Raw genomic sequence first — 20,280 nt, 5'->3', positions numbered from 1 at the left:
TTTCAATGGAAAAGGGAATAAGGAAACGATGATGAAAAAGCGAGTTGCGCTTGTTACAGGTGCGGGTCAGGGCATTGGTGAAGCCATTGCCTTACGTCTGGCTAAAGACGGTTTTGCGGTTGCAGTGGCTGATTTCAATATCGAAACCGCTTCACGGGTCGCGGAAAAGATCGAAAAAGAAGGCAGCCGTGCGCTGGCCATCAAGGTTGATGTGTCAAAACGGGAGCAGGTGTTTCATGCGGTAGAAGAAGCACGCCGCGTTTTGGGTGATTTTAACGTCATCGTCAATAACGCGGGTGTCGCACCCTCCACGCCGATTGATGAAATCACCGAAGACGTCATCGACAAGGTTTACAACGTTAACGTCAAAGGTGTGATTTGGGGCATTCAGGCGGCGGTAAAAGCGTTCGCATCGGAAGGGCACGGTGGGAAAATCATTAACGCCTGTTCTCAGGCCGGGCACGTAGGCAATCCCGAACTGGCAGTGTACAGCTCAAGCAAGTTTGCTGTTCGGGGCCTGACACAAACTGCCGCACGGGATCTGGCACCGGTGGGGATCACCGTGAATGGCTTTTGTCCTGGTATTGTTAACACGCCAATGTGGGCAGAAATTGATCGGCAAATTTCCGAAGCGGCAGGCAAACCCGTGGGTTATGGGACTCAGGAGTTTGCAAAACGCATCACGCTCGGCCGCCTGTCAGAGCCTGAGGATGTGGCGGCCTGTGTCGCCTTTCTTGCCGGCCCGGACTCTGATTACATCACCGGTCAGTCGTTACTGGTAGACGGTGGCATGGTGTTTAGCTGATCGGATAAAAGTCTGGCGCCAGTGCGCCAGACTGCCCGTAGTCCACACGAGCCTCAGCCCGAAACGCGCATTGCTGCCGTGATTTATCCTGCCATGACCACTCTGGTTACCTTTCCCATAGTTTCCTGACAATTTTAAGAGCATACCGAGCGTTTGCGGGCTTCCATCATGCGCTGAAACCGCTAAAATGATGCGCTCATTTGCCAGGGAGTCAGACAGTCATAATGCGTTATCGTAATCTTTTTGCCGCACTCGCGGTCGCCACCACATTAGCCGGATGTGCTAAACATCCTGCCGCCAATACCACTGCTGATGCTGCCGTTGCTGCCGATGATTTTACAACCGGTCCAACGCAGATTGATGTTTCACACGTCATTACGCGTGCTGATGACGGATCGCATATTTATCTGACGGTAGATGGCAAAGATGCAGGCGAACTGCCAAATGGTGAAAGCAAGATTGTTCATGTTGCTGCGGGTAAACACGAAGTCGGTGGCTATGTGCGCACCCTGTTTGGCCTGGGACGTGTGACTATCGATCCACTTGAGGTGACAACGTCACCTGATGATGTCAAAAAGGTGGCTTACACGGTGACCCGTAATAAGGCGACTTTTGTTGAACAGCCGAAACAGACTGAACAGCCGCAACCACAGCCGCAAGAGCAGGAACAGGGCTGATTCAATCTTGAGGGGCAGAGAGAGCTTAGGGCACCCAGCAGAAGCCTGATGTGTAAATGAAGACAGATAATTTCAGGTTGCTGTCGTCATCATGCTGATCGCTCAGCAACCGCTTCCAGCGCTTCTGGCCACCTCATTCTGTAACCGTTCTTATCATCTGCATCAGACCGCCCTGTGACGACGATTGTTCTTTTTTTAAAGAGAATAATCTGCTCATGTGGCGTTCCGGATAACAGAAACAGCATCAGGGATGCGTGGCTAAAGCCCCAACTCGCTGAGTGAAGGATGATCGTCCGGCCGACGGCCCTGAGGCCAGTGAAACAGTCGCTGGCTGTCGGTAATAGCTACATCGTTAATGCTGGCATAACGTTTCACCATGAAACCATTCTCATCAAATTCCCAGTTCTCATTGCCGTAGGAGCGAAACCAGTTGGCCTGGCTGTCGTGCCACTCATAGGCAAAACGCACGGCAATACGATTCGCGTGAAAGCTCCATAACTCTTTAATCAACCGATACTCGGCTTCGCGTTGCCATTTGTCTTGTAAAAATGTCACGATTTCGGCCCGGCCCGTGATGAAGGTATCTCGGTTGCGCCATGTGCTGTCGGGTGAATAGGCCAGAGAAACGCGTTCCGGATCGCGGCTGTTCCAGGCGTCTTCTGCCAGGCGAACTTTCTTTATCGCATCCTGTACATCGGTAAACGGCGGTAACGGCTGACGTTGTGCTTCCATTGTGTCTCCTGAAATCCTGACAGACTCAGCGGCACCACAAAAGCAGGGTGCCGGCTGAATAGCGGGGCTGACGAAATAGCGCCTGTTTTAGAGCGAAATGGCGTGAACCTGACAGACCGCGCGTGCCGCTTCTTTACCTTTTTTCACGAAATGCGCCGTGTAGAAATCAATGAAGTCGTCGGAAGGCTGAAAATTATGGGGCGTCAGTGAGACAGAAAATACCGGCACATTCGTTGCAAGCTGTGCCTGCATTAAGCCACTGACCACGGCCTGAGCAACAAAGTCGTGGCGGTAAATTCCACCATCTACCACCAATGCCGCACAGACGATGGCGTCAAACTGACCTGTTTGCGCCAGGCGCTGTGCCAGTAACGGCATTTCAAAGGCACCAGGCACATCCCAGGTTTTGATCGCGTAAGGCGTGCCACTGTTCTCCATTTCCTGATTAAAGCCAACCAGGGTTTGAGAAACAATGTCGCTGTGCCAGTTTGCCTTGATAAAGGCGACTCTTAACGGTTGCATAACTTACTCCAGTAAACGTGACATCCGGCTCCCGTGAAATCGCAAAACGATCGCCTTCTCCCAAATAAAAAATAAAGCTGTCTGATGAGCAGCACGACAGATTCGCTCCGCACTTCTTAATAAACCTGGCCGCCTGAGGGCGGAATGCAGGTGAAGTCACTAACGTAAGGGCGACATTATAAGCTGATGTCAATAAACCCTGCTTACCTTTAATGAGCTTTTACAGCCATCCACTGTTGCAATAGCCAGGGGCTTAGTGCAGCAAGGGGTGCTTTTGCAGCAGCCTTAACAGTGATGTCGTAACGCCCTTTTTGCGTAACGCTTTCCACTTATGTGTCTGCTTAAAAATACTACTGGATATTTAAACAGGTAATTGTATAATTATTCCACTGCCCGTTGGGTGTTGTCTGGAATGATTAGGGGGTAAAGCCCATGATGATGTCGACAGAAATCTTCAAAGCAACGGATCATGCCATTACCATGACCAGCCGTGAAATTGCCCAAATGACCGGGAACACGCACGGTGAAGTCAAACGTTTAATCAAAAGCCTTGAAACGGCGCAGCGCCTGTCCCAGCCGCTTTTAGTCAATCTCTATGAGCGCCAGGGTGAGATGCGTCAGGAGTTCTGCCTGAATAAACGCGACTCCCTGCTTGCCGTCGCCCGGCTTTCGCCCGGTTTTACTGCCGATGCGCTTGACCGTTGGCAAGCCCTGGAAGAACGCATTCATCTGCCTGACTTCACCAATCCCGCTGAAGCGGCGCGTGCCTGGGCTGAACAGTTTGAACAGCGGCGGGCCGCAGAGAAGCAGTTGGCGGAGTCAGCACCTAAAGCCGCTTTTTTTGACGACTTTGTTAACGTCGAAACCTCTCTGGGTTTTCGCCAGCTGTGTAAAATGCTGAAAGCCAAAGAGGCTGATTTCCGTCAGTTCCTGCTGGAGCGTAATATCATGTTCCGTGACAAGGGAACCCTGACGCCTCAACATTATCATCTTCAGGCGGGTTACTTTACGCTGCATTCAGGCACGGCGGATAATCAGCATGCTTTCTCTCAGGCGCGTTTTACTGCTAAAGGCGTCAGGTGGATTGCCCACCTGTGGGCCGGGCATCTGTCGACACAAACCAAAGGTGCGGCGGCTTAGCACTTGCCGGTACAGGCCGCCAACTAAGCGGCCTGCTCCGGCAGGCTGTTTACCAGCCCTTAATAGCATCACCTTTGTAGACTTCTTCAGCCTTAGCCGCGACTTCTGGAGACTGTAAAGCAGACTTCAGCTTTTGAATCTTATCGCTGTCTTTATTGTCCTGGCGTGATACCAGCGCATTGACGTAAGGCGATGAGGCGCTCTCCATAAACAATCCGTCGCGATGGGCTGACAGGCCCGCCTGAGCAGAGAAGTTGGTATTGATAATTGAAAGTGTGACGTTCGGGTCGTCGAGAGTACGGGTTAACTGCGGCGTATCAACTTCAACCAGCTTCAGGTGCTTAGGGTTCTCGGTAATATCCAGCGAGGTGGGCAAGTAACCAACGCCCTCTTTGAGCTTAATCAAGCCCTGCGCCTGCAACAGCAGCAGACTGCGGCCCAGCGTCGTGGCTTCATTAGAAAGGGTAATGGTATCGCCATCTTTAAGTTCACTGATGTTTTTAATTTTGTGAGAATAAGCAGCGATAGGGAAGACAAAGGTTTTACCTACGACGGCAAATTTGTAGCCACGCTCTTTGGATTGTTCTTCAAGATAAGGAAGACTCTGAAACGCGTTGGCATCCACTTCTTTATTATTGAGCGCTTCGTTTGGCAGCACGTAATCGTTGAAGTTAAGGACTTCAACATCCAGCTGATACTTGTCTTTAGCAATTTTCTGTACTTCCTGCCAGATCGCTTCATCGGGACCGGTGTTTATCGCGACTTTAACTTTATGATCATTATCAGGTGAACAGGCGGACAATAATAATACCGAACTGGCGATTAGCGCCGTAAATAAACCTTTCATTAGTAGCTATTCCCATCAGTAAAAGATGTCAAAAGCCTAATACAAATTCTCAGCCTTGCGTACTGACGTGGAGATATAAGATATAACCATTAGTGCCTGATTTGTTTAAAAAATCACCACAGGATAATCCATGACTCAACGACCTCTGCATGAAAACAATCCATTATGAAGTCAGGCCGCACCACGCTGAATAATCAGCTACGTTTAAACACGTCACTCATTTCGGCATCGCCGACTCGCTGTCAGGAGCAAACATGTCAGGGAATCATCCCGATAAATCATCAGATTCAGAAATCGTCGCCGTGCAGGTATTAAAAAGCAGTCAGGCGTGGAACGGTCAGCGTATTGAAGCCTATCCGCAAGGAGAGCCCGAACTGACGGTGATGCGCCTGACCCTTCCGGCCCATACCTCATTGCCGTGGCATACACATCCCATGCCGAATGCGTGCTTTATCTTGTCAGGCACGCTTGTGGTTGAGGATAAAGAAACGGGTGAACAGCAAACCTTTCAGGCTGGCGAAGCGTTAAATGAAACGGTGAACAGCGCACATCGCGGCTTTACGCTGAACACGCCTGCCGAGCTGGTGATTACCTATGCGGGGGTGAAAGGGATGGAGCTGACCGACCCGCTTCCCGGCGAACCTGAAGAATTTTAACGGGAAGAGCTATGCCGTTGTCGGAGAGCACTGGCAGCGCGGTGCCGCCCAACCATAAGGTGAGCAAGGCCGTGGCATCCTGCGGGGAGCAGGCTATGTCGATGATGCCATTCAGGGTAATGACGGATAAAAAAACCAGCCGATAAAGGCTGGTTTATGTTGTTATGCGACATACTTCAGGCTTTCAGCGATGCGCCCCCGCAGATAACCAGTTCCTGACCGGTAACAGGCGCGGCAAGTTCGCTGAGTAAATAACCCACCAGCGAGGCCACTTCTTCTGGCCGGATTAAGCGACCAATCGGGGGCACTATAGGTGCCGAAGCGGCGCGCTCAGGTTTGGTGAGCATCGGCGTTTCTGTTGCGCCAGGCGCGACGACGTTAACGGTAATGTTGCGCGGTGCCAGCTCCATTCCCCAGGAGCGGACCATACCGACCAGCGCCGCTTTGGTTGCGGCATATTGCGAACGGTTAGCGGCACCCCGGGAGGTGCGGCTACCTATAATGACGATCCGGCTGCCAGACTGCATCGTTGGCGCAAAGTGATTGACCAGGACTTCCGCCGCGTGAACGTGCAACGACCACAGGCGCGCGCTGGCCGCGCCATCCAGTTCACCCAAGGGTGCGGCCACTATCATCCCTGCGGCATGTATCAGCGCATCCGGCGTATCAAGATGGCTGATAGCCGATTTAAGCTGTTCGGCGTCCGTTAAATCAACGGCAATCCAGTCAAGGTTCGGTGATGTCATCTCACCTTGCGTTCTGCTCAGGCCGGTCACTTTCCAGCCATGACTCAGCAGGTGCTGTGTGATGGCTTTGCCGATTCCGGAGCTGTATCCAGTGACGATAGCGTGACGCATCTCAGCCTCCCAACATAGATTTTGGTACTTTAAATACCGCTTTGCTGACCGTCATCGGTTCGTTTACCGCACACAATGCCTGATGCGGTTCACCGGGCAGGAATACCGCAAAATCTCCTTTTTTTAGCACAATGCTCACCGGCAAATCGCTTCGGTTGGTGATAAACAGATCGGGTTTTTTCTCTTCATCCCGGGTATCGGCGACCGACTGCATTCCCGCGTTGATCATCTCTTCCCCTTCCAGCATCACCTGAATATCAGCCCAAAGATGGTGATATTCCGTATGTCGTAATGCCGCATCCTGAGTGCTGGCCTGCTGGATATTACAAAACCACTCAGCCTTTTCCGGTTGCCACTTACCGATGTCTTTTGCTGCTAATGCCTCAAGTGAGCATTCGGGTAACTGGAGTAGGGCTAACAGTTTATCCGGTAACCCTGCCATTGGCAGGGCGTTCAGGTTTCCAATCATCATCTGACTATTCCTTCACCCAGTCTGGCGTGACGCGAGCATATTTGATCGCCTGACGGAAATACGTATAAGCGATATGCAATGTGCCTTCAGCATCCTGTTTGATACTTGGATAGGAAAACTCACGGTTAAGCTTTTCCTGCGAGTTATTGGTCATGCAGTAACCATCGCCCTCATCCAGATTTTTCTGCCATGGCCAGCTCTTGCCGCCATCAGCCGAAATAGCCAGGGTCATGGGCGCGCGTGGTGCCCCCCAAAATGCGGCACGGCCGGTGGTTTCTGGCTCTTTTCTGCCATCACCATCATCGATCTCATCATACAAAGAGGCACGACGTTCCGTGGCTCCGGCCGCGCTCATATTGTTAAACACCAGGGCCAGTTCGCCGCTTTGAAGCGTTGTCACCTGAATTGAGGAGTTGTTGTTAGGCAGAACGGTGGCTTCAGGCGCTGACCAGGTTTCACCGCCGTCGGTTGAGCGGCTGAGATAGATATTATCTGCCCAGCGACTGCGATAAAGGGCAACAAGCGAGCCGTCCTGTAAGGCGGTGATGTTCATGTGCACGCAACCCAGGCTGTCCGGCACCACCACATCCCGCCAGCTTTTGCCCTGATCGGACGAAATTTTCACCGCGCTGATATCATCATTACCAACCCACTTTTCGCCCGGCTGAGTGCGGCAGTAGAAGACGGGCAGTAACCAGTTACCATTCTCCAGCACAGTGATAGGCTGACGGATGAACGTTCCCGGCTTCTCTAACAGGGTGTCAATCGGCCCCCAGGTTTTACCCAGATCGCGAGACTGGCGGTATCTGACAATCGCGGTATCCTGATTGCCGGATACCTGCGCTGTCCATAACAGCCACAGCACATTATCGGGCGCGAGAAACAGCACAGGGTTCTGCTCAGAACGCGTTGGATCGTCAGACAGTTTTACCGCCTCGCTCCAGGTCTCACTTCCCGCCGGCAAGCGCGAGCACCAGACGGAGATATCAGCAATCCCTTCCTGCGTGCCGCCGAACCAGACACAGAGCAGGGAACCATCGTGAAGCGGCAAAATATTTGCCGCGTGGTTTTGCGGGCACGACGAAGGCAACATTGCCGTCAGCACTCGGCTATCTTTTTCCCATGGCTTCACATGGCCATCACGAATTACGGTTACAGTCATTTTATTCTCCTTTGCTTGCTGCAGTTTTTGCGTCTTCAGCGGCTTGGGTTCTGGCTTTACTTGGGATCATATGATCAATAGCCATGATTAACGCAGGGGTCAGGAGCGCGATATACATGTTGTTAATACCAAACGGATCCCCTAACAGATACCAGATGGAGGTGACAACACAGGCGCCAATCAGTCCCGCGTTTGCGCCACGGGTACTTCTGTAAAATGGCGCGTAGAAAGCAATCACCGCGACAACGGTAATAGACAGACGAATAGCACGTGTAAAGAAAGAGAGCTTCAGGACTTCCGGTACGAACAGAACAAAAATCAGCGGCAGGAAGCCAATTAACAGCGATAACCAGCGGGTGGTTTTAAATTCCTGCTCAGGTGACGGCTTGAAGTAAGGCACATAAAAATCTTTCACCACCAGTGAGGCAATCGCCAGGGCTACAGTACTGACGCTGACAAAGATGGAGGCAACCAGCGAGGTCGTCACCAGACCGGCCAGCCACGGGTTCATGTCCTGCAGGAACACGGGCATTGCATACAGGCTGTTAATGTCGGGATGCAGATACTTAGCGGCAACGCCAATCACCGCAATCGCCAGGGCAATCGGCATACAGAACAGGAAAGCAATCCAGGTTGAACGCTGCGCAGACTTAACATCTTTGGTTGAGGAGATGGCCTGAATCACAAACTGCGTGCAGAAAATCGAACCAATGGTACCGATGAGCCAGGCAAAGATTGTTGACGCACCAATATTCCCGTCCCAGGTCCAGTAATAAGCGGGCATTTCGTCGATCATTGGCTTGAGGCCGCCCGTTTGCGACAGGGCAAACCATAAAATGGCCAGCACACCAAAATACTTTAATCCGCTGTGCAGCATGGTGACCCAGGCAATCCCTTTCAAACCACCAAACGCAAAATAGAAGGTACTGACCACGGCCGTAATAAATGCGGCAACTGGTAAGGTGACGTGTAATACCGTCGCGATAGCAGCGGCACCACTCACATAATTTCCCACATTGACCAGGAGCAGAGCATAAATCATGATCAGTGAAATGATATTTTTAGTACTGTTACCGTATTTTTCAGCGATAGCACCTGAAATGGTAATCTTGCCGGTATTATAAATACGTTTTACCAGGAGCATACCAAATAACGGGAAACCAATTGCGGCACCAATAACAGACCATGACGCGGCGATACCGCCTTCGAAAGCGGCCTGAGCAGTCCCAATAGTGGATTTTGCGCCTATATATTCTGACATCAGCAGAATACCAACGATAAAGGCTGGCATGGCTCTGGAGCCTTCCATAAAATCGCCAGAGTTTTTACTGCGTAATCGGAATGTCAGCCAGGTGGTAAAGACAATATAAGCCACCACAATGCCAATAATTATCAGGGTGTCCTGAGCGTTGAAAGTTTTCATTATAGCCTCAGATATAACAAGATAAATTCGGGGAGCAGGGTGTACTCCCTGTATTTACGATTTATTACTTCTTATTATCACTTCAGGTAGAGGTTGATGATTCTGCGGATTTCATCTTCCTGAGCGGCATCAAAATGAATCGCATAACGACTTTCGCCCACGTTATGACCCAGAATCTGCAACGCTTTTTTTACCGCTGCAGGTGAAAAGGCCACTTTATAAAGGTCGGTGCGTAAACCCGTTACCTGCTCTTGTGCCAATCGCGATCCGTCGATATCTCCGGCGTGGAACCGGGACCAGATATCATTTATTTGACGGGGCGCAACGTTAGCCAGACCTGAAATGCAGGCTGAACAGCCGTCTACATAACCCTGATGGATAAGCGAATCCGGCCCGTTCAGGACAGCAAAGTCTTTGCTATCCTTCACCGCATCCAGATATCCACTCAGGCTTTCGTAGCTTCCCGCACTGTCTTTTACGCCAATAATATTGGGGTGCTCAGCCAGTATGCGGGCCGTTTCTGGCGCAATGGTATTGCCCGTTCTGGCCGGAATGTTGTACAAAAAAACCGGGACGGAAAGGGCATCGGCGATAGCCGTATAATGGTTAATCAGTTCGCGTTGATTGAGGGGAACAAAGTAAGGCGTAATAACCGAAACCGCGTCTACGCCCAGTTTCTCAATTTGTTTACCTAAGCGAATGGTTTCACGGGTAGAGATCTCACCAATATGTGCAACGACGTTTCCGCGTCCTGATACTTCATCGACACAGGTTTCAGTCACAGTGAGTTTCTCTTTTTCATTCAGAACAAAAAACTCACCGTTAGTGCCGCCGCAGAAAATCCCATTGCCCGCATTCAGTTGACGAATCACCTGACGTTTAAGCTCATCAAGATTAAGCTCACCTTCTTTGTCAAAAGGGGTAACAATCGCTGTTAGCACACCTTCAATTTTTTTACTCATTGCCCACTCCTTTTAAATTAAACCGTTGGGAAAAGCGTCCGGTAAATCGCAGCCACATCCTGATGGCTGACCACGCAAGGCGCATTGTTCATCAACCGCTTCACATTCAGAGCCGCTTCGCTAAGGGAATCAATGTCATCTGAAGGCACACCTAAGGCTTCCAGGTTATCCGGCAGGTTGAGTCGTTTAACTAATTTGGCGAGATAGTCGACCAGCGCATGGGATTTCTCTTCCTGGCTTAGCGTGGTATCGGCATCCGGAATCAGGTCCCAAACGTTGGCAAATTTTTCCACGGCAAACGGGCGCACGACTTTCATGCAGGGTGCCAGCAGAATGGCGTTGGCGACACCGTGAGGCAGATGCCAGGTCCCGCCCAGCGGATAAGAAAGCGCATGCACAAGGTGAGTGCCGGCATGGGCAATCGCCGCGCCGCCATAATAAGAAGCCCACAGCATCTCCAGCCTGGCGTTCAGGTTATGCGGCTCATTAACGGATGTTTCGAGATTACGGAATAATTTATGCAGACCCATTAACGCCACGTTGTCGCCCACAGGGTTAGAAATGGTGGCGGTGTAGCATTCAAGTAAATGGCACAACGCATCAATGCCCGTTGAAGAGGCGATGTGCGCCGGCATGCTGGTTGTCAGTTCGGGTAGCAGGGCAACATAATCGGGCAGCATCACAGGAGAAATAATGCCCACTTTGGTATTTTTCTCTGGAATAGCCAGAATCGCATTGGGTGTCGATTCCGATCCGGTGCCCGCAGTAGAAGGAATGAGCAGCGAGGGCAAACGGGCTTCGATTTTCTGACCGTCCAGCAGCGCCTTAAGCGACGGGCTGGAAGCATGGCATAAAACAGAGAGGAGCTTCGCCACATCTAAAACGCTTCCGCCGCCAATGCCCACTACCAAATCATAGGTTTTGCCTGCCGCGCGCGACAGCACGGCCTCAACATCGGTATGCGTTGGCTCAGCGGGAACATCATCAATGAGTTCAACATGACGGTCATCCTGGCCCAGTAGTGCCAGAATTTGCTGAGTCGCGGACAAATTCACAATGTTCTTGTCTGTCAAAACCAGCAGTCGGTTACGGCCCACCACGACTGGCGTGAGTGCGTTTATCGCGTTGGAACCGCTTAAGATTGTACTGTTAATTAATGCCACGTTTTTCTCCCCGTTTTTGACTGAAATTCTTCATGCTGCTGTAGCGCATTCACTCAGTGACTAAATTTATAAATAAAATGAGGCTTTATTAAATTGATCTTGCTCACATATAATCGATTGTGATTGAATATAATCAAACGAAAGATGAGTAGCATTGGAGATCCAATGACGGTGCAGGCGGGTAATCAAAAAAAATGCATTGTGCTGGCCGATGATTTCACCGGCGCGAATGATGCCGGTGTTTCGCTGGCTGAGGCAGGCATGGTCGTGGATGTCATTTTCCAACAGCCCTATCTGAGTAAGGCTCAGGCGATTGTGCTGAACAGCGACAGCAGGGCGTATTCAGCGAGCGATGCCGCACAGCAAGTCACAAACCACATGACTGCACTTTTGGCAGACCAACCCGGTATGACCGTGGAGTGGTTTATCAAAAAGATCGATTCGACGATGCGAGGTAATCCCGGAGCCGAAACAGAGGCAGTGTTGCAGGCAACCGGCATCAATCTGGCGGTCATTGCGCCTGCGTTTCCGGCAGCAGGACGAACAACGCAAAACGGTGAATGTCTGGTTTCCGGCAAGTTGCTCACCGCGACGGAATTTGCCAGCGATCCAAAAACCCCGATCGTGAGTGCAGATATCAGTGACATTGTGCAAAAACAGAGTGGCATTAGCTGCATTAACGTCAGGTGCAGCGATCTTGCCCGGCACGCGCAAGAGGTGCGCGAAGGAATGACCGCCCTCATCGTTGATGCAAAAACTGATGCTGAGTTGGATCACATCGTAGAAATATGTGCATCGTTACGGCCAAAGCCGTTGCTGGTAGGCTCAGCTGGGCTGTGTGATGCTTTTGCTCGCTATTTTACGTCAGCCAAAAAGTACCCAGGTCTGTTTGCTGTGGTGGGTTCAATGAGTGAAGTCGCTCAAAGACAACTGGCGCTAGCCGCAGAACATCCGCGAGTTGAACACGTCTATATCGATACCGCTGAACTGCTGGAGAAAGGTAGCGATCGTTTCAGAGAGGCCATTACCTGCATTCTTCGTCATGGCTCACATTGTCTGGTTCATACCTGCTGTGACAGTGGCGACAGGCAACATATACAGAGGCTGTGTGAACAACGTGGCATTACCCGTAAGCAACTGGGTGAAAAAATCAGTTTTCTGCTTGGAGAACTGGTCCATTCGGTCATGCGCATCACGCCACCAAAAGCACTGTATCTCTCCGGTGGTGACGTCGCGACTGCAACCGCAACCGCATTGGGCGCAACAGGATTCAGAATTCGGGGCAGGGCTGCAGGTTGTGTTCCCTACGGGCACTTACTTGGCTGTGACTGGAATCAGACTGTATTTACTAAAGCCGGTGCTTTCGGTGATGAAACCACCCTCTTAAAAATTTTGAGTTTCGTTGAGGAGAAAACAGGTGACTAATACTGTTGCTATAACAATGGGCGATCCTGCAGGGATCGGTCCTGAAATCATTATCAAGGCTTTAGCCGAAGGGCCATTGAATGGCTCACCCGCGGTGGTTATCGGCTGCGCACAGACTTTCCGCCGTATACTGGCAATGAATATCACACCTCAGGTTGAACTCAGAGTTATTGAGCAGGTGGATCAGGCACAGTTCGCGCCGGGCATCATTCACATTATTGATGAGAAAGTTGCCCATCCGGAGGCGTTGCAGTGTGGCGTGGTTCAACCCGAAGCCGGTGATGTGGCCTATCGGTGCATCAAGCGAGCAACCGAAATGGCGATGCGTGGCCAGGTCAAAGCGATTGCTACCGCGCCACTGAATAAGGAAGCGCTGCACCTTGCAGGACATCATTATCCCGGCCACACCGAGTTACTCGCGATGTTGACGGACACCAAAGATTATTCGATGGTGCTGTACACCGATAAGCTGAAGGTTATCCACGTCACCACGCATATTTCGCTGCGTAAGTTCCTGGATACGCTCAGTCAGGAACGGGTGGAAACGGTCATCAGAATCGCCGATACCTTTTTACGCCGGGTTGGCTTCACCCAGCCGCGTATTGCGGTTGCAGGCGTAAACCCACACGCTGGCGAAAATGGTCTGTTTGGTGATGAAGAGATTCGAATCCTGACGCCGGCTATAGACGCGATGAAAGCGCAGGGCATTGATGTTTATGGCCCTTGTCCGCCGGACACCGTATTTATGCAGTGTAATGAAGGTATGTATGACATCGTTGTCGCGATGTATCACGATCAGGGACATATCCCACTTAAGCTCCTCGGTTTTTACGACGGTGTGAATATCACGGCAGGATTGCCTTTCCTGCGCACCTCAGCCGATCACGGCACCGCATTCAATATTGCCTGGACAGGCAAGGCGAATCCCGAGAGCATGGCGATATCAATCGATATGGCGATGAAAATTACCCGAGAATAAATAACGTATCGGGTGTTAATACGTTCTGGTCACTCAGGCGATGGTCATACATCGCCTTTTTTTCGTGATTATATTAGTGATTTCTGTAGCCAGCATTGCCACAAAACTGTTATCTCAACAGGTGACACTGATACACTTATTAAACTATTTCAAACGTGCATAAAAGCCTGCATTCCTTCTACTATTCTAATCACTCTCCTCGCTAACGTCCTAATCAGGCGCGGGTCTTAACGCCAGGATCTACGACGAGCAGGATTATTTGGTTTTACTGTAATTAACTAAATACCTTCTGTTAATCACACTATTATGTACATTTAAGTTTACGAATTTTTCCCGATTGATGTGATAGCGTAATTTTTTAAGTGATCGCCGTCTCAGGATTTTCTAAATAAAAGTATCCCGTAGAGTACAAAGATAAAGGATGGAAAGATAAGTTTTCATTTTAATTGTTACAATCGACTCTTCTGCCATGACATAGCGTGTTTGTACCTTCCCAACTTATTGAATAATGGTCTTTAAAATTCATCAGCTGTAGCGTAATAACCATTTTACGTTTTAAACCTGAACAGAAAGACCGCAATATGGGCACGACTGTTTTCATTGAATGATAAATACCGCATGATGGCCTGGTATTATTTCTGCCTCACGGGTGAGGTTGTTGTTACATATTCCCATGCAATGTCTTTATGCATCAGGTGCATTCGCCTTGCATTTTTACATTCATGAAATGGATAACTGGAGAAATAAAGATGAACTATCCTGCCGAGCCTTTCCGCATTAAAAGTGTTGAAACCGTATCAATGATCCCGCGCGAAGCGCGTATTAAGAAAATGCAAGCCGCGGGCTATAACACGTTTTTACTGAATTCAAAAGATATCTATATCGACCTGCTGACAGACAGCGGTACCAATGCCATGAGTGACAAGCAGTGGGCAGGGATGATGACAGGTGATGAAGCTTATGCAGGCAGTGAGAACTTCTACCACCTCGAAAGGACAGTTAAGGAGCTGTTTGGTTTTAAACATATTGTTCCCACGCATCAAGGGCGCGGAGCAGAGAACCTGCTCTCGCAGCTGGCCATTAAGCCCGGTCAATATGTTGCGGGGAATATGTATTTTACAACGACCCGATTCCATCAGGAAAAAAACGGCGCAACCTTTGTGGATATTGTTCGTGACGAAGCGCACGACGCCGGCCTGAAGGTGCCTTTCAAAGGCGATATTGACCTCAATAAATTAGCCAAACTCATCGAAGAAAAGGGCGCGGATAACATTGCCTATATCTGCCTGGCGGTCACCGTGAACCTGGCAGGCGGTCAGCCCGTTTCAATGGCAAATATGCGTGCCGTACATGAAATGACCCGTCAATATGGCATTAAGATTTTCTACGATGCGACACGCTGCGTTGAAAATGCCTATTTCATTAAAGAGCAGGAAGCAGGATACGAGAACACCAGCATCAAAGATATCGTTCATGAAATGTTCAGCTATGCCGATGGCTGCACCATGAGTGGCAAAAAAGACTGTCTGGTGAATATCGGCGGCTTCCTGTGCATGAACGATGACGAGATGTTCCAGGCCGCGAAAGAGCTGGTTGTGGTTTATGAGGGGATGCCGTCATATGGCGGATTGGCCGGTCGTGATATGGAAGCCATGGCTATTGGGTTGCGTGAAGCCATGCAGTATGAATACATTGAACATCGCGTGAAACAGGTGCGCTATCTGGGAGATAAGCTCCGTAATGCCGGTGTACCTATTGTCGAACCGACGGGTGGACATGCTGTATTTCTTGATGCCCGTCGTTTTTGCCCCCATCTGACGCAGGATCAGTTTCCGGCACAGAGTCTGGCAGCCAGCATTTATATGGAAACCGGCGTGCGTAGCATGGAACGTGGCATCGTTTCCGCCGGGCGCAGTAAAGAAACGGGGGAAAACCACCGCCCCAAACTGGAGACAGTACGCCTGGCTATTCCACGCCGTGTTTACACCTACGCACACATGGATGTTGTTGCTGATGGCATCATTAAACTGTATCAACACAAAGACGATATTCGCGGTCTGAGGTTTGTTTATGAACCCAAACAGCTCCGTTTCTTTACTGCCCGCTTTGATTATATTTAATACGATTCAGGCCCCCTGACAGGGGCCTGTTTTTTATAAACAGGATTTTATTTCGGACCTGCCTTAATGACAGGTCAGCTGTTAACAGTTTAGTATCCACATCATCAAGAATGACGCCAAAATGATAATAAAGAGTCAACAGGAGCATTTTTTCATGGATATTAATAAAACAACACCCGGTTTGCTCAGTGGAACAATGCTTATCATTGCCACCGTTATCGGTGGAGGAATGTTCTCTCTTCCTGTTGCTATGGCTGGCGTATGGTTTCCGGGAGCATCGGTTATTTTAATCGTTGTGGCGGTAATGATGCTGTTAACCGGTTTAATGCTGGTCGAGGTTAACCTCCATTATGGTGGTGGCGCGAGTTTTAACACCTTCACCAAGGACTTATTAGGTCATAAATGGAATGGGGTCGTCGGTATTGCATTCGGGTTTGTATTATATATTTTAACTTATGCTTATATTTCTGGCTCCTCTGCCGTCCTGTCCCAGACAGTGGAAAAATATAGCGACTTTCATCTTCCGGCCCGGTTATCGGTGGTTATCATTAGTCTGCTGGTCGGGGGCATCGCCTGGTACAGTTCTCTTTTAGTTGGTCGTATCACAACGGTGCTCATTATCGGTAAGTTTCTGGCGTTTTTTGCTACTTTTTCCGGTCTGGTATGGCATGTCGACGGGGCCAAACTGATCGACAGTCCCGCGCTGGCCCTGCCTGATACGCAATACCTGCCTTATGTCTTAATGACCCTGCCTTTCTGTATTATTTCTTACGGTTTCCACGGTAACGTACCTAGCCTGGTGAAGTTATATGGCACACAAGGCGTTAAGAATATCACGCGTTCGATTTTTATCGGCTCCGCTTTCGCACTGCTGCTTTATCTGTTCTGGTTAGCCGTCACAATGGGAAATATCCGTCGCGCCGACTTTCCACCCATTATTGCCAAAGGGGGAAATATTGACGTCTTCGTGGACGCCCTGAGTGGGTTATTTACCCATCAGTATATGGATATTATTCTCACCTTCTTTGGTAACTTTGCCGTAGCCAGTTCATTGTTAGCCGCGACGCTTGGACTTTTTGATTATATTGCCGATCTGTTTCATTTTTCTGACGACCGTCCAGGCAGGTTAAAGACCGCACTGGTCACTTATTTTCCTCCTGCGGCCGTGTGTTTCTTCCTTCCTGATGGCTTTATACGCGCAATTGGCTATGCCGGGCTGGCATTTACCATCTGGAGTGTCATCCTTCCCCCTTTTCTGGTCAAAGCGGCCCGTAAGCGTTTTCCAACCGCAGCTTATACAGCGCCCTGTAATTACCTGGTTCTTAATCTGGTGATAGCCGCAGGCAGCCTCGTCTACCTGACGGTCATCCTTGATGTCTTGCGATGGCTACCTTCGTTTGGCTAAGTAAGACGTGCGGGAAACAGGCGCCTGGCCGGGCAAAGCCTTAGCCGGTCATGGATGCCGAACAGGCGTGCGGGGGATCTTATTGTCATCCTGTACCGCGAACGCGGTCCGTTTAATCTGCTGCCCTTTGCCGGGTGCGGAGTGACAAACGGCAACGAGAGGACGTTAACGCGATGTTTTTGACACTGCTCAGTCTTCAGCGACCACTCATCTCAGTTACCGTTTGGCGGAAGCTCAGGGTGATGGTGCTGAGAAAGCTCAGACTGCGTCGGCGGCTAAAGCGTAAACAGCGTCATCGACAGAATTGTGATAACAGATAGCAGGGTGAGCGCGTGACACTTTGCGGCTGTATCAACGACGTTGAACGGAATCTTGCCTGAATCTCCAGAAACTCATCTCTTCACCACCGCATCGACATGCCAGGTTAGAGTCGTATGAACCAGGGGCTGTAACAAAAAATGCCCTCAGACAGAGCAATCCGAGGGCCAGAAAAGGTCAGGATAATGTCGATAGTTTTGCTGCCTTATTGTTATTTTTTACCTGTTCAGCGTAAAGGAAATTTTCGAGTTCATAAAAATTCATGGTTCTTAAGGAAGTGGGACTAATATCTTTACAGGGTAGGAGCCGGGTATCCCCCGCGTTATTGACAAATACGAGGTAAGGGTTTGTCCCTTGCATATCAATCACTGAATTCAATTTCCACATGATGTCCTCCTGGGTTCATGGATGTCATGAACGCAGGTAAAATTATGCGTCGTAACCCGATGACGCATTGAGGAATCAGTGCTACCTGATGCTATTGATGTCTCAAAAAAACAATAAAATTAAAAAATGTGACATACATCCACGCCATAAAAATTTAACAATATGAAGTTAATAATTTAGCGGAGTAAGTAATTAACATTCTAATGCACGGCTTGTCCCTGAATCAGCGTTCTCAGACGCAATGTTAATTTAATGTGTCCTCTTCGCCAATTGTGGCTGTACTTTATCATCTGTTAACTTCCCTGGGCAGAATGCATCTTACTCCGAAAGGATTTACCCGACCGAAAAAGGGTGATCGAAAAGCGCCTCCTGCTAAAAAGTAAATATTAATGTAATCGCCTGAATAGGGTCAGCTTAACCCATCATTTAGCCCTGTTAACTTATTTTGATTGATAAAAACGATGCGAAAGGTGTGACCTCAATTTGTTCGGCGCATATCACCATTTATTCGTTGCATCTGGTATGGTAGTGGGCGCATGTGTTGAGGCGGTAATTATTATGATCCAGATTATGGCTGGGCGCATATCAACGCACTTCCCATGCCGTTCCTGAGTGAATTATTTAACACATTCCATTAACTTTAATAATAACGCATTTTAACTATGTTGCTAAGTCAGGAAATTACACATCTATTCAACAGAAAAATAACCAGTAATTAATCCAGTTCAAATTATTAATTAACAGAGAGATTACAATGCCAAATAAATTACGCCGGGCTAACGCCACCGTTCCCCAATGGGATCGTCATAAACTGATTCCGCGAATCGTGCATCTCGGATGTGGTGCCTTCCACCGTGCTCACCAGGCCGTCTATGCGGATATCCTTGCTGCCGAACAGGGTAGTGACTGGGGCTATATCGAAGTCAATTTGATAGGGGGAGAACAGCAGATTGCCGACCTTAAGCGTCAGGACTTTCTTTATACCGTGGCGGAGATGTCCTCGAATGCATGGACAGGAAGGGTTGTGGGCGTCGTCAGGCAAGCACTGCACGCGCAGGTTGATGGCATTGAAGCCGTACTTGACGCAATGTGTCAGCCACAGATCGCCATTGTGTCGTTAACCATCACCGAAAAAGGCTACTGCCATTCGCCAGCTAGCGGTGAATTGATGTTTGATCATCCCCTCATCCTGTCTGATTTACAGCAGCCCCATCAACCGCTTTCCGCACCCGGCATCATCGTCGAGGCGTTGGCCCGTCGCAAAGCGGCGGGACTGCCTGCATTCAGCGTCATGTCGTGCGATAACATTCCTGAGAATGGTCGGGTGATCAACAACGTGGTTTGCGCCTATGCCCGGAAAAGAGCGCCCGAACTGGCAAGCTGGATCGAACAGCACGTCACGTTTCCTTCCACTATGGTGGATCGTATTGTGCCCGCGGTGACACAGGAAAGTTTGCAAAAAATCGCGCAGGTGATTGGCGTTGAGGATCCGGTGGCGGTAGCCTGTGAGCCCTTCAGGCAGTGGGTAATAGAGGATAACTTTGTCGCAGGCCGGCCGGCGTGGGAAAAGGCCGGGGCAGAATTAGTTAAGGACGTTGTGCCTTATGAAGAAATGAAGTTACGTATGCTGAACGGCAGTCATTCATTTCTGGCGTATTTGGGTTATCTGGCAGGCTATGAACATATTTGTGACTGTATGCAAGATCAACATTTTCGCCTTGCGGCCCGGACATTGATGCTGGAAGAACAGGCACCCACGCTAAACGTGCACGGCGTTGATCTTGCCCGTTACGCTGACCTGCTGATTGAGCGCTATGATAATCACGCCCTGAAGCACCGCACCTGGCAGATTGCCATGGACGGTAGCCAAAAACTGCCTCAGCGCTGGCTTGACTCCGTTCGCTGGCATCTCAGGAACGAAAGTGATTTTGACCTGCTTGCCCTGGGAATTGCTGGTTGGATACGCTATGTCTCAGGCGTCGATGAGCAGGGAAAAGCCATTGACGTGAGCGATCCGCTCCTGCCGGTTTTAAAAGCGGCCGTAGAATCCAGTGCCGAAGGCGAGCCGAGAGTCAAAGCGTTATTAAATCTGGACGCCATTTTTGGTGAGGCGCTGCCAAATAATGCGTACTTTGTGAAGCAGATAACCGCTGCCTATCTGCTTCTGCTGGATAAAGGGGCGAAAGAGGCGGTAGCCATGTCGGTTACGCAGCGTTGTTCAGGCTAAA

At 49.9% G+C, this 20,280-nt stretch carries 18 protein-coding genes; 9 read left to right on the top strand and 9 right to left on the bottom strand.

The features are described 5' to 3' along the window. Positions 1 to 31: 31 nt before the first annotated feature. Positions 32 to 805: a (S)-acetoin forming diacetyl reductase gene (locus NR177_RS10050; RefSeq protein ID WP_256852894.1), complete on the top strand. Its 774-nt coding sequence runs from the start codon at positions 32 to 34 to the stop codon at positions 803 to 805. A gap of 224 nt (positions 806 to 1,029) precedes the next feature. Further along, entirely contained in the window at positions 1,030 to 1,482 is a 453-nt protein-coding gene (locus NR177_RS10045) for a hypothetical protein (RefSeq protein WP_063876945.1), read from the top strand. 258 nt (positions 1,483 to 1,740) lie between these two features. Here the strand turns inward: NR177_RS10045 and NR177_RS10040 are convergent, their stop codons facing one another. Next, complete coding sequence (locus NR177_RS10040; RefSeq protein ID WP_256852819.1) at positions 1,741 to 2,214, bottom strand: nuclear transport factor 2 family protein; 474 nt, start codon at positions 2,212 to 2,214, stop codon at positions 1,741 to 1,743. Between the two features lie 87 nt (positions 2,215 to 2,301). Next, complete coding sequence (locus tag NR177_RS10035; protein WP_063876943.1) at positions 2,302 to 2,736, bottom strand: 6,7-dimethyl-8-ribityllumazine synthase; 435 nt, start codon at positions 2,734 to 2,736, stop codon at positions 2,302 to 2,304. Positions 2,737 to 3,168: 432 nt separating this feature from the next. On the opposite strand from NR177_RS10035, the gene NR177_RS10030 reads away from it, so the two are divergent. Next, the gene (locus NR177_RS10030) at positions 3,169 to 3,876 is read left to right on the top strand and encodes a phage antirepressor KilAC domain-containing protein (RefSeq protein WP_063876942.1); all 708 of its coding nucleotides are present in this window, start codon (positions 3,169 to 3,171) and stop codon (positions 3,874 to 3,876) included. 49 nt (positions 3,877 to 3,925) lie between these two features. On the opposite strand, the gene NR177_RS10025 is transcribed toward NR177_RS10030, so the two are convergent. Further along, a complete protein-coding gene (locus NR177_RS10025; RefSeq protein ID WP_096011626.1) occupies positions 3,926 to 4,723 on the bottom strand; it encodes a MetQ/NlpA family ABC transporter substrate-binding protein in 798 nt (265 codons plus the stop codon). A gap of 254 nt (positions 4,724 to 4,977) precedes the next feature. Between NR177_RS10025 and NR177_RS10020 the strand changes: the two genes are divergently transcribed. Continuing rightward, a complete protein-coding gene (locus NR177_RS10020) occupies positions 4,978 to 5,379 on the top strand; it encodes a cupin domain-containing protein (protein WP_063876940.1) in 402 nt (133 codons plus the stop codon). A 176-nt stretch (positions 5,380 to 5,555) separates the two neighbouring features. On the opposite strand, the gene NR177_RS10015 is transcribed toward NR177_RS10020, so the two are convergent. The 6 genes from NR177_RS10015 to NR177_RS09990 all read right to left on the bottom strand — a co-directional run bounded on the left by NR177_RS10015 (position 5,556) and on the right by NR177_RS09990 (position 11,418). Then, entirely contained in the window at positions 5,556 to 6,236 is a 681-nt protein-coding gene (locus NR177_RS10015) for an SDR family NAD(P)-dependent oxidoreductase (protein WP_109717677.1), read from the bottom strand. Between the two features lies 1 nt (position 6,237). Then, positions 6,238 to 6,708 (bottom strand): YhcH/YjgK/YiaL family protein, encoded by a 471-nt coding sequence (locus NR177_RS10010; RefSeq protein WP_256852818.1) that lies wholly within the window; start codon positions 6,706 to 6,708, stop codon positions 6,238 to 6,240. A 4-nt stretch (positions 6,709 to 6,712) separates the two neighbouring features. Beyond that, positions 6,713 to 7,870 carry an exo-alpha-sialidase gene (locus NR177_RS10005; RefSeq protein ID WP_256852817.1) on the bottom strand — a complete coding sequence of 386 codons (1,158 nt, stop codon included), beginning with the start codon at positions 7,868 to 7,870 and terminating at the stop codon, positions 6,713 to 6,715. Position 7,871: 1 nt separating this feature from the next. Next, on the bottom strand, positions 7,872 to 9,293 hold the full coding sequence (locus tag NR177_RS10000; protein ID WP_063876936.1) for a sodium:solute symporter family protein: 1,422 nt from the start codon (positions 9,291 to 9,293) through the stop codon (positions 7,872 to 7,874). Positions 9,294 to 9,370: 77 nt separating this feature from the next. Further along, a complete protein-coding gene (locus NR177_RS09995) occupies positions 9,371 to 10,255 on the bottom strand; it encodes a dihydrodipicolinate synthase family protein (protein ID WP_063876935.1) in 885 nt (294 codons plus the stop codon). Positions 10,256 to 10,272: 17 nt separating this feature from the next. Beyond that, entirely contained in the window at positions 10,273 to 11,418 is a 1,146-nt protein-coding gene (locus NR177_RS09990) for an iron-containing alcohol dehydrogenase (protein ID WP_109717675.1), read from the bottom strand. Between the two features lie 144 nt (positions 11,419 to 11,562). Between NR177_RS09990 and NR177_RS09985 the strand changes: the two genes are divergently transcribed. The 5 genes from NR177_RS09985 (at position 11,563) to NR177_RS09965 (ending at position 20,279) form a co-directional block, all read left to right on the top strand. Then, on the top strand, positions 11,563 to 12,843 hold the full coding sequence (locus NR177_RS09985; protein ID WP_256852816.1) for a four-carbon acid sugar kinase family protein: 1,281 nt from the start codon (positions 11,563 to 11,565) through the stop codon (positions 12,841 to 12,843). Positions 12,844 to 12,859: 16 nt separating this feature from the next. Next, positions 12,860 to 13,822 (top strand): D-threonate 4-phosphate dehydrogenase, encoded by a 963-nt coding sequence (locus NR177_RS09980; protein ID WP_244915474.1) that lies wholly within the window; start codon positions 12,860 to 12,862, stop codon positions 13,820 to 13,822. Positions 13,823 to 14,571: 749 nt separating this feature from the next. Continuing rightward, the gene (locus NR177_RS09975) at positions 14,572 to 15,942 is read left to right on the top strand and encodes a tyrosine phenol-lyase (RefSeq protein WP_256852815.1); all 1,371 of its coding nucleotides are present in this window, start codon (positions 14,572 to 14,574) and stop codon (positions 15,940 to 15,942) included. A 154-nt stretch (positions 15,943 to 16,096) separates the two neighbouring features. Next, positions 16,097 to 17,347: an aromatic amino acid transporter gene (locus NR177_RS09970; RefSeq protein WP_256852814.1), complete on the top strand. Its 1,251-nt coding sequence runs from the start codon at positions 16,097 to 16,099 to the stop codon at positions 17,345 to 17,347. A gap of 1,459 nt (positions 17,348 to 18,806) precedes the next feature. Next, positions 18,807 to 20,279 (top strand): mannitol dehydrogenase family protein, encoded by a 1,473-nt coding sequence (locus NR177_RS09965; protein ID WP_256852813.1) that lies wholly within the window; start codon positions 18,807 to 18,809, stop codon positions 20,277 to 20,279. Position 20,280 lies beyond the last annotated feature (1 nt).

The sequence above is a fragment of the Pantoea sp. Fr+CA_20 genome (assembly GCF_024520835.1).
In the GTDB taxonomy this organism is placed as follows: Bacteria; Pseudomonadota; Gammaproteobacteria; order Enterobacterales; family Enterobacteriaceae; genus Pantoea; species Pantoea allii.
This window is presented reverse-complemented; position numbering and strand designations above follow the sequence as displayed.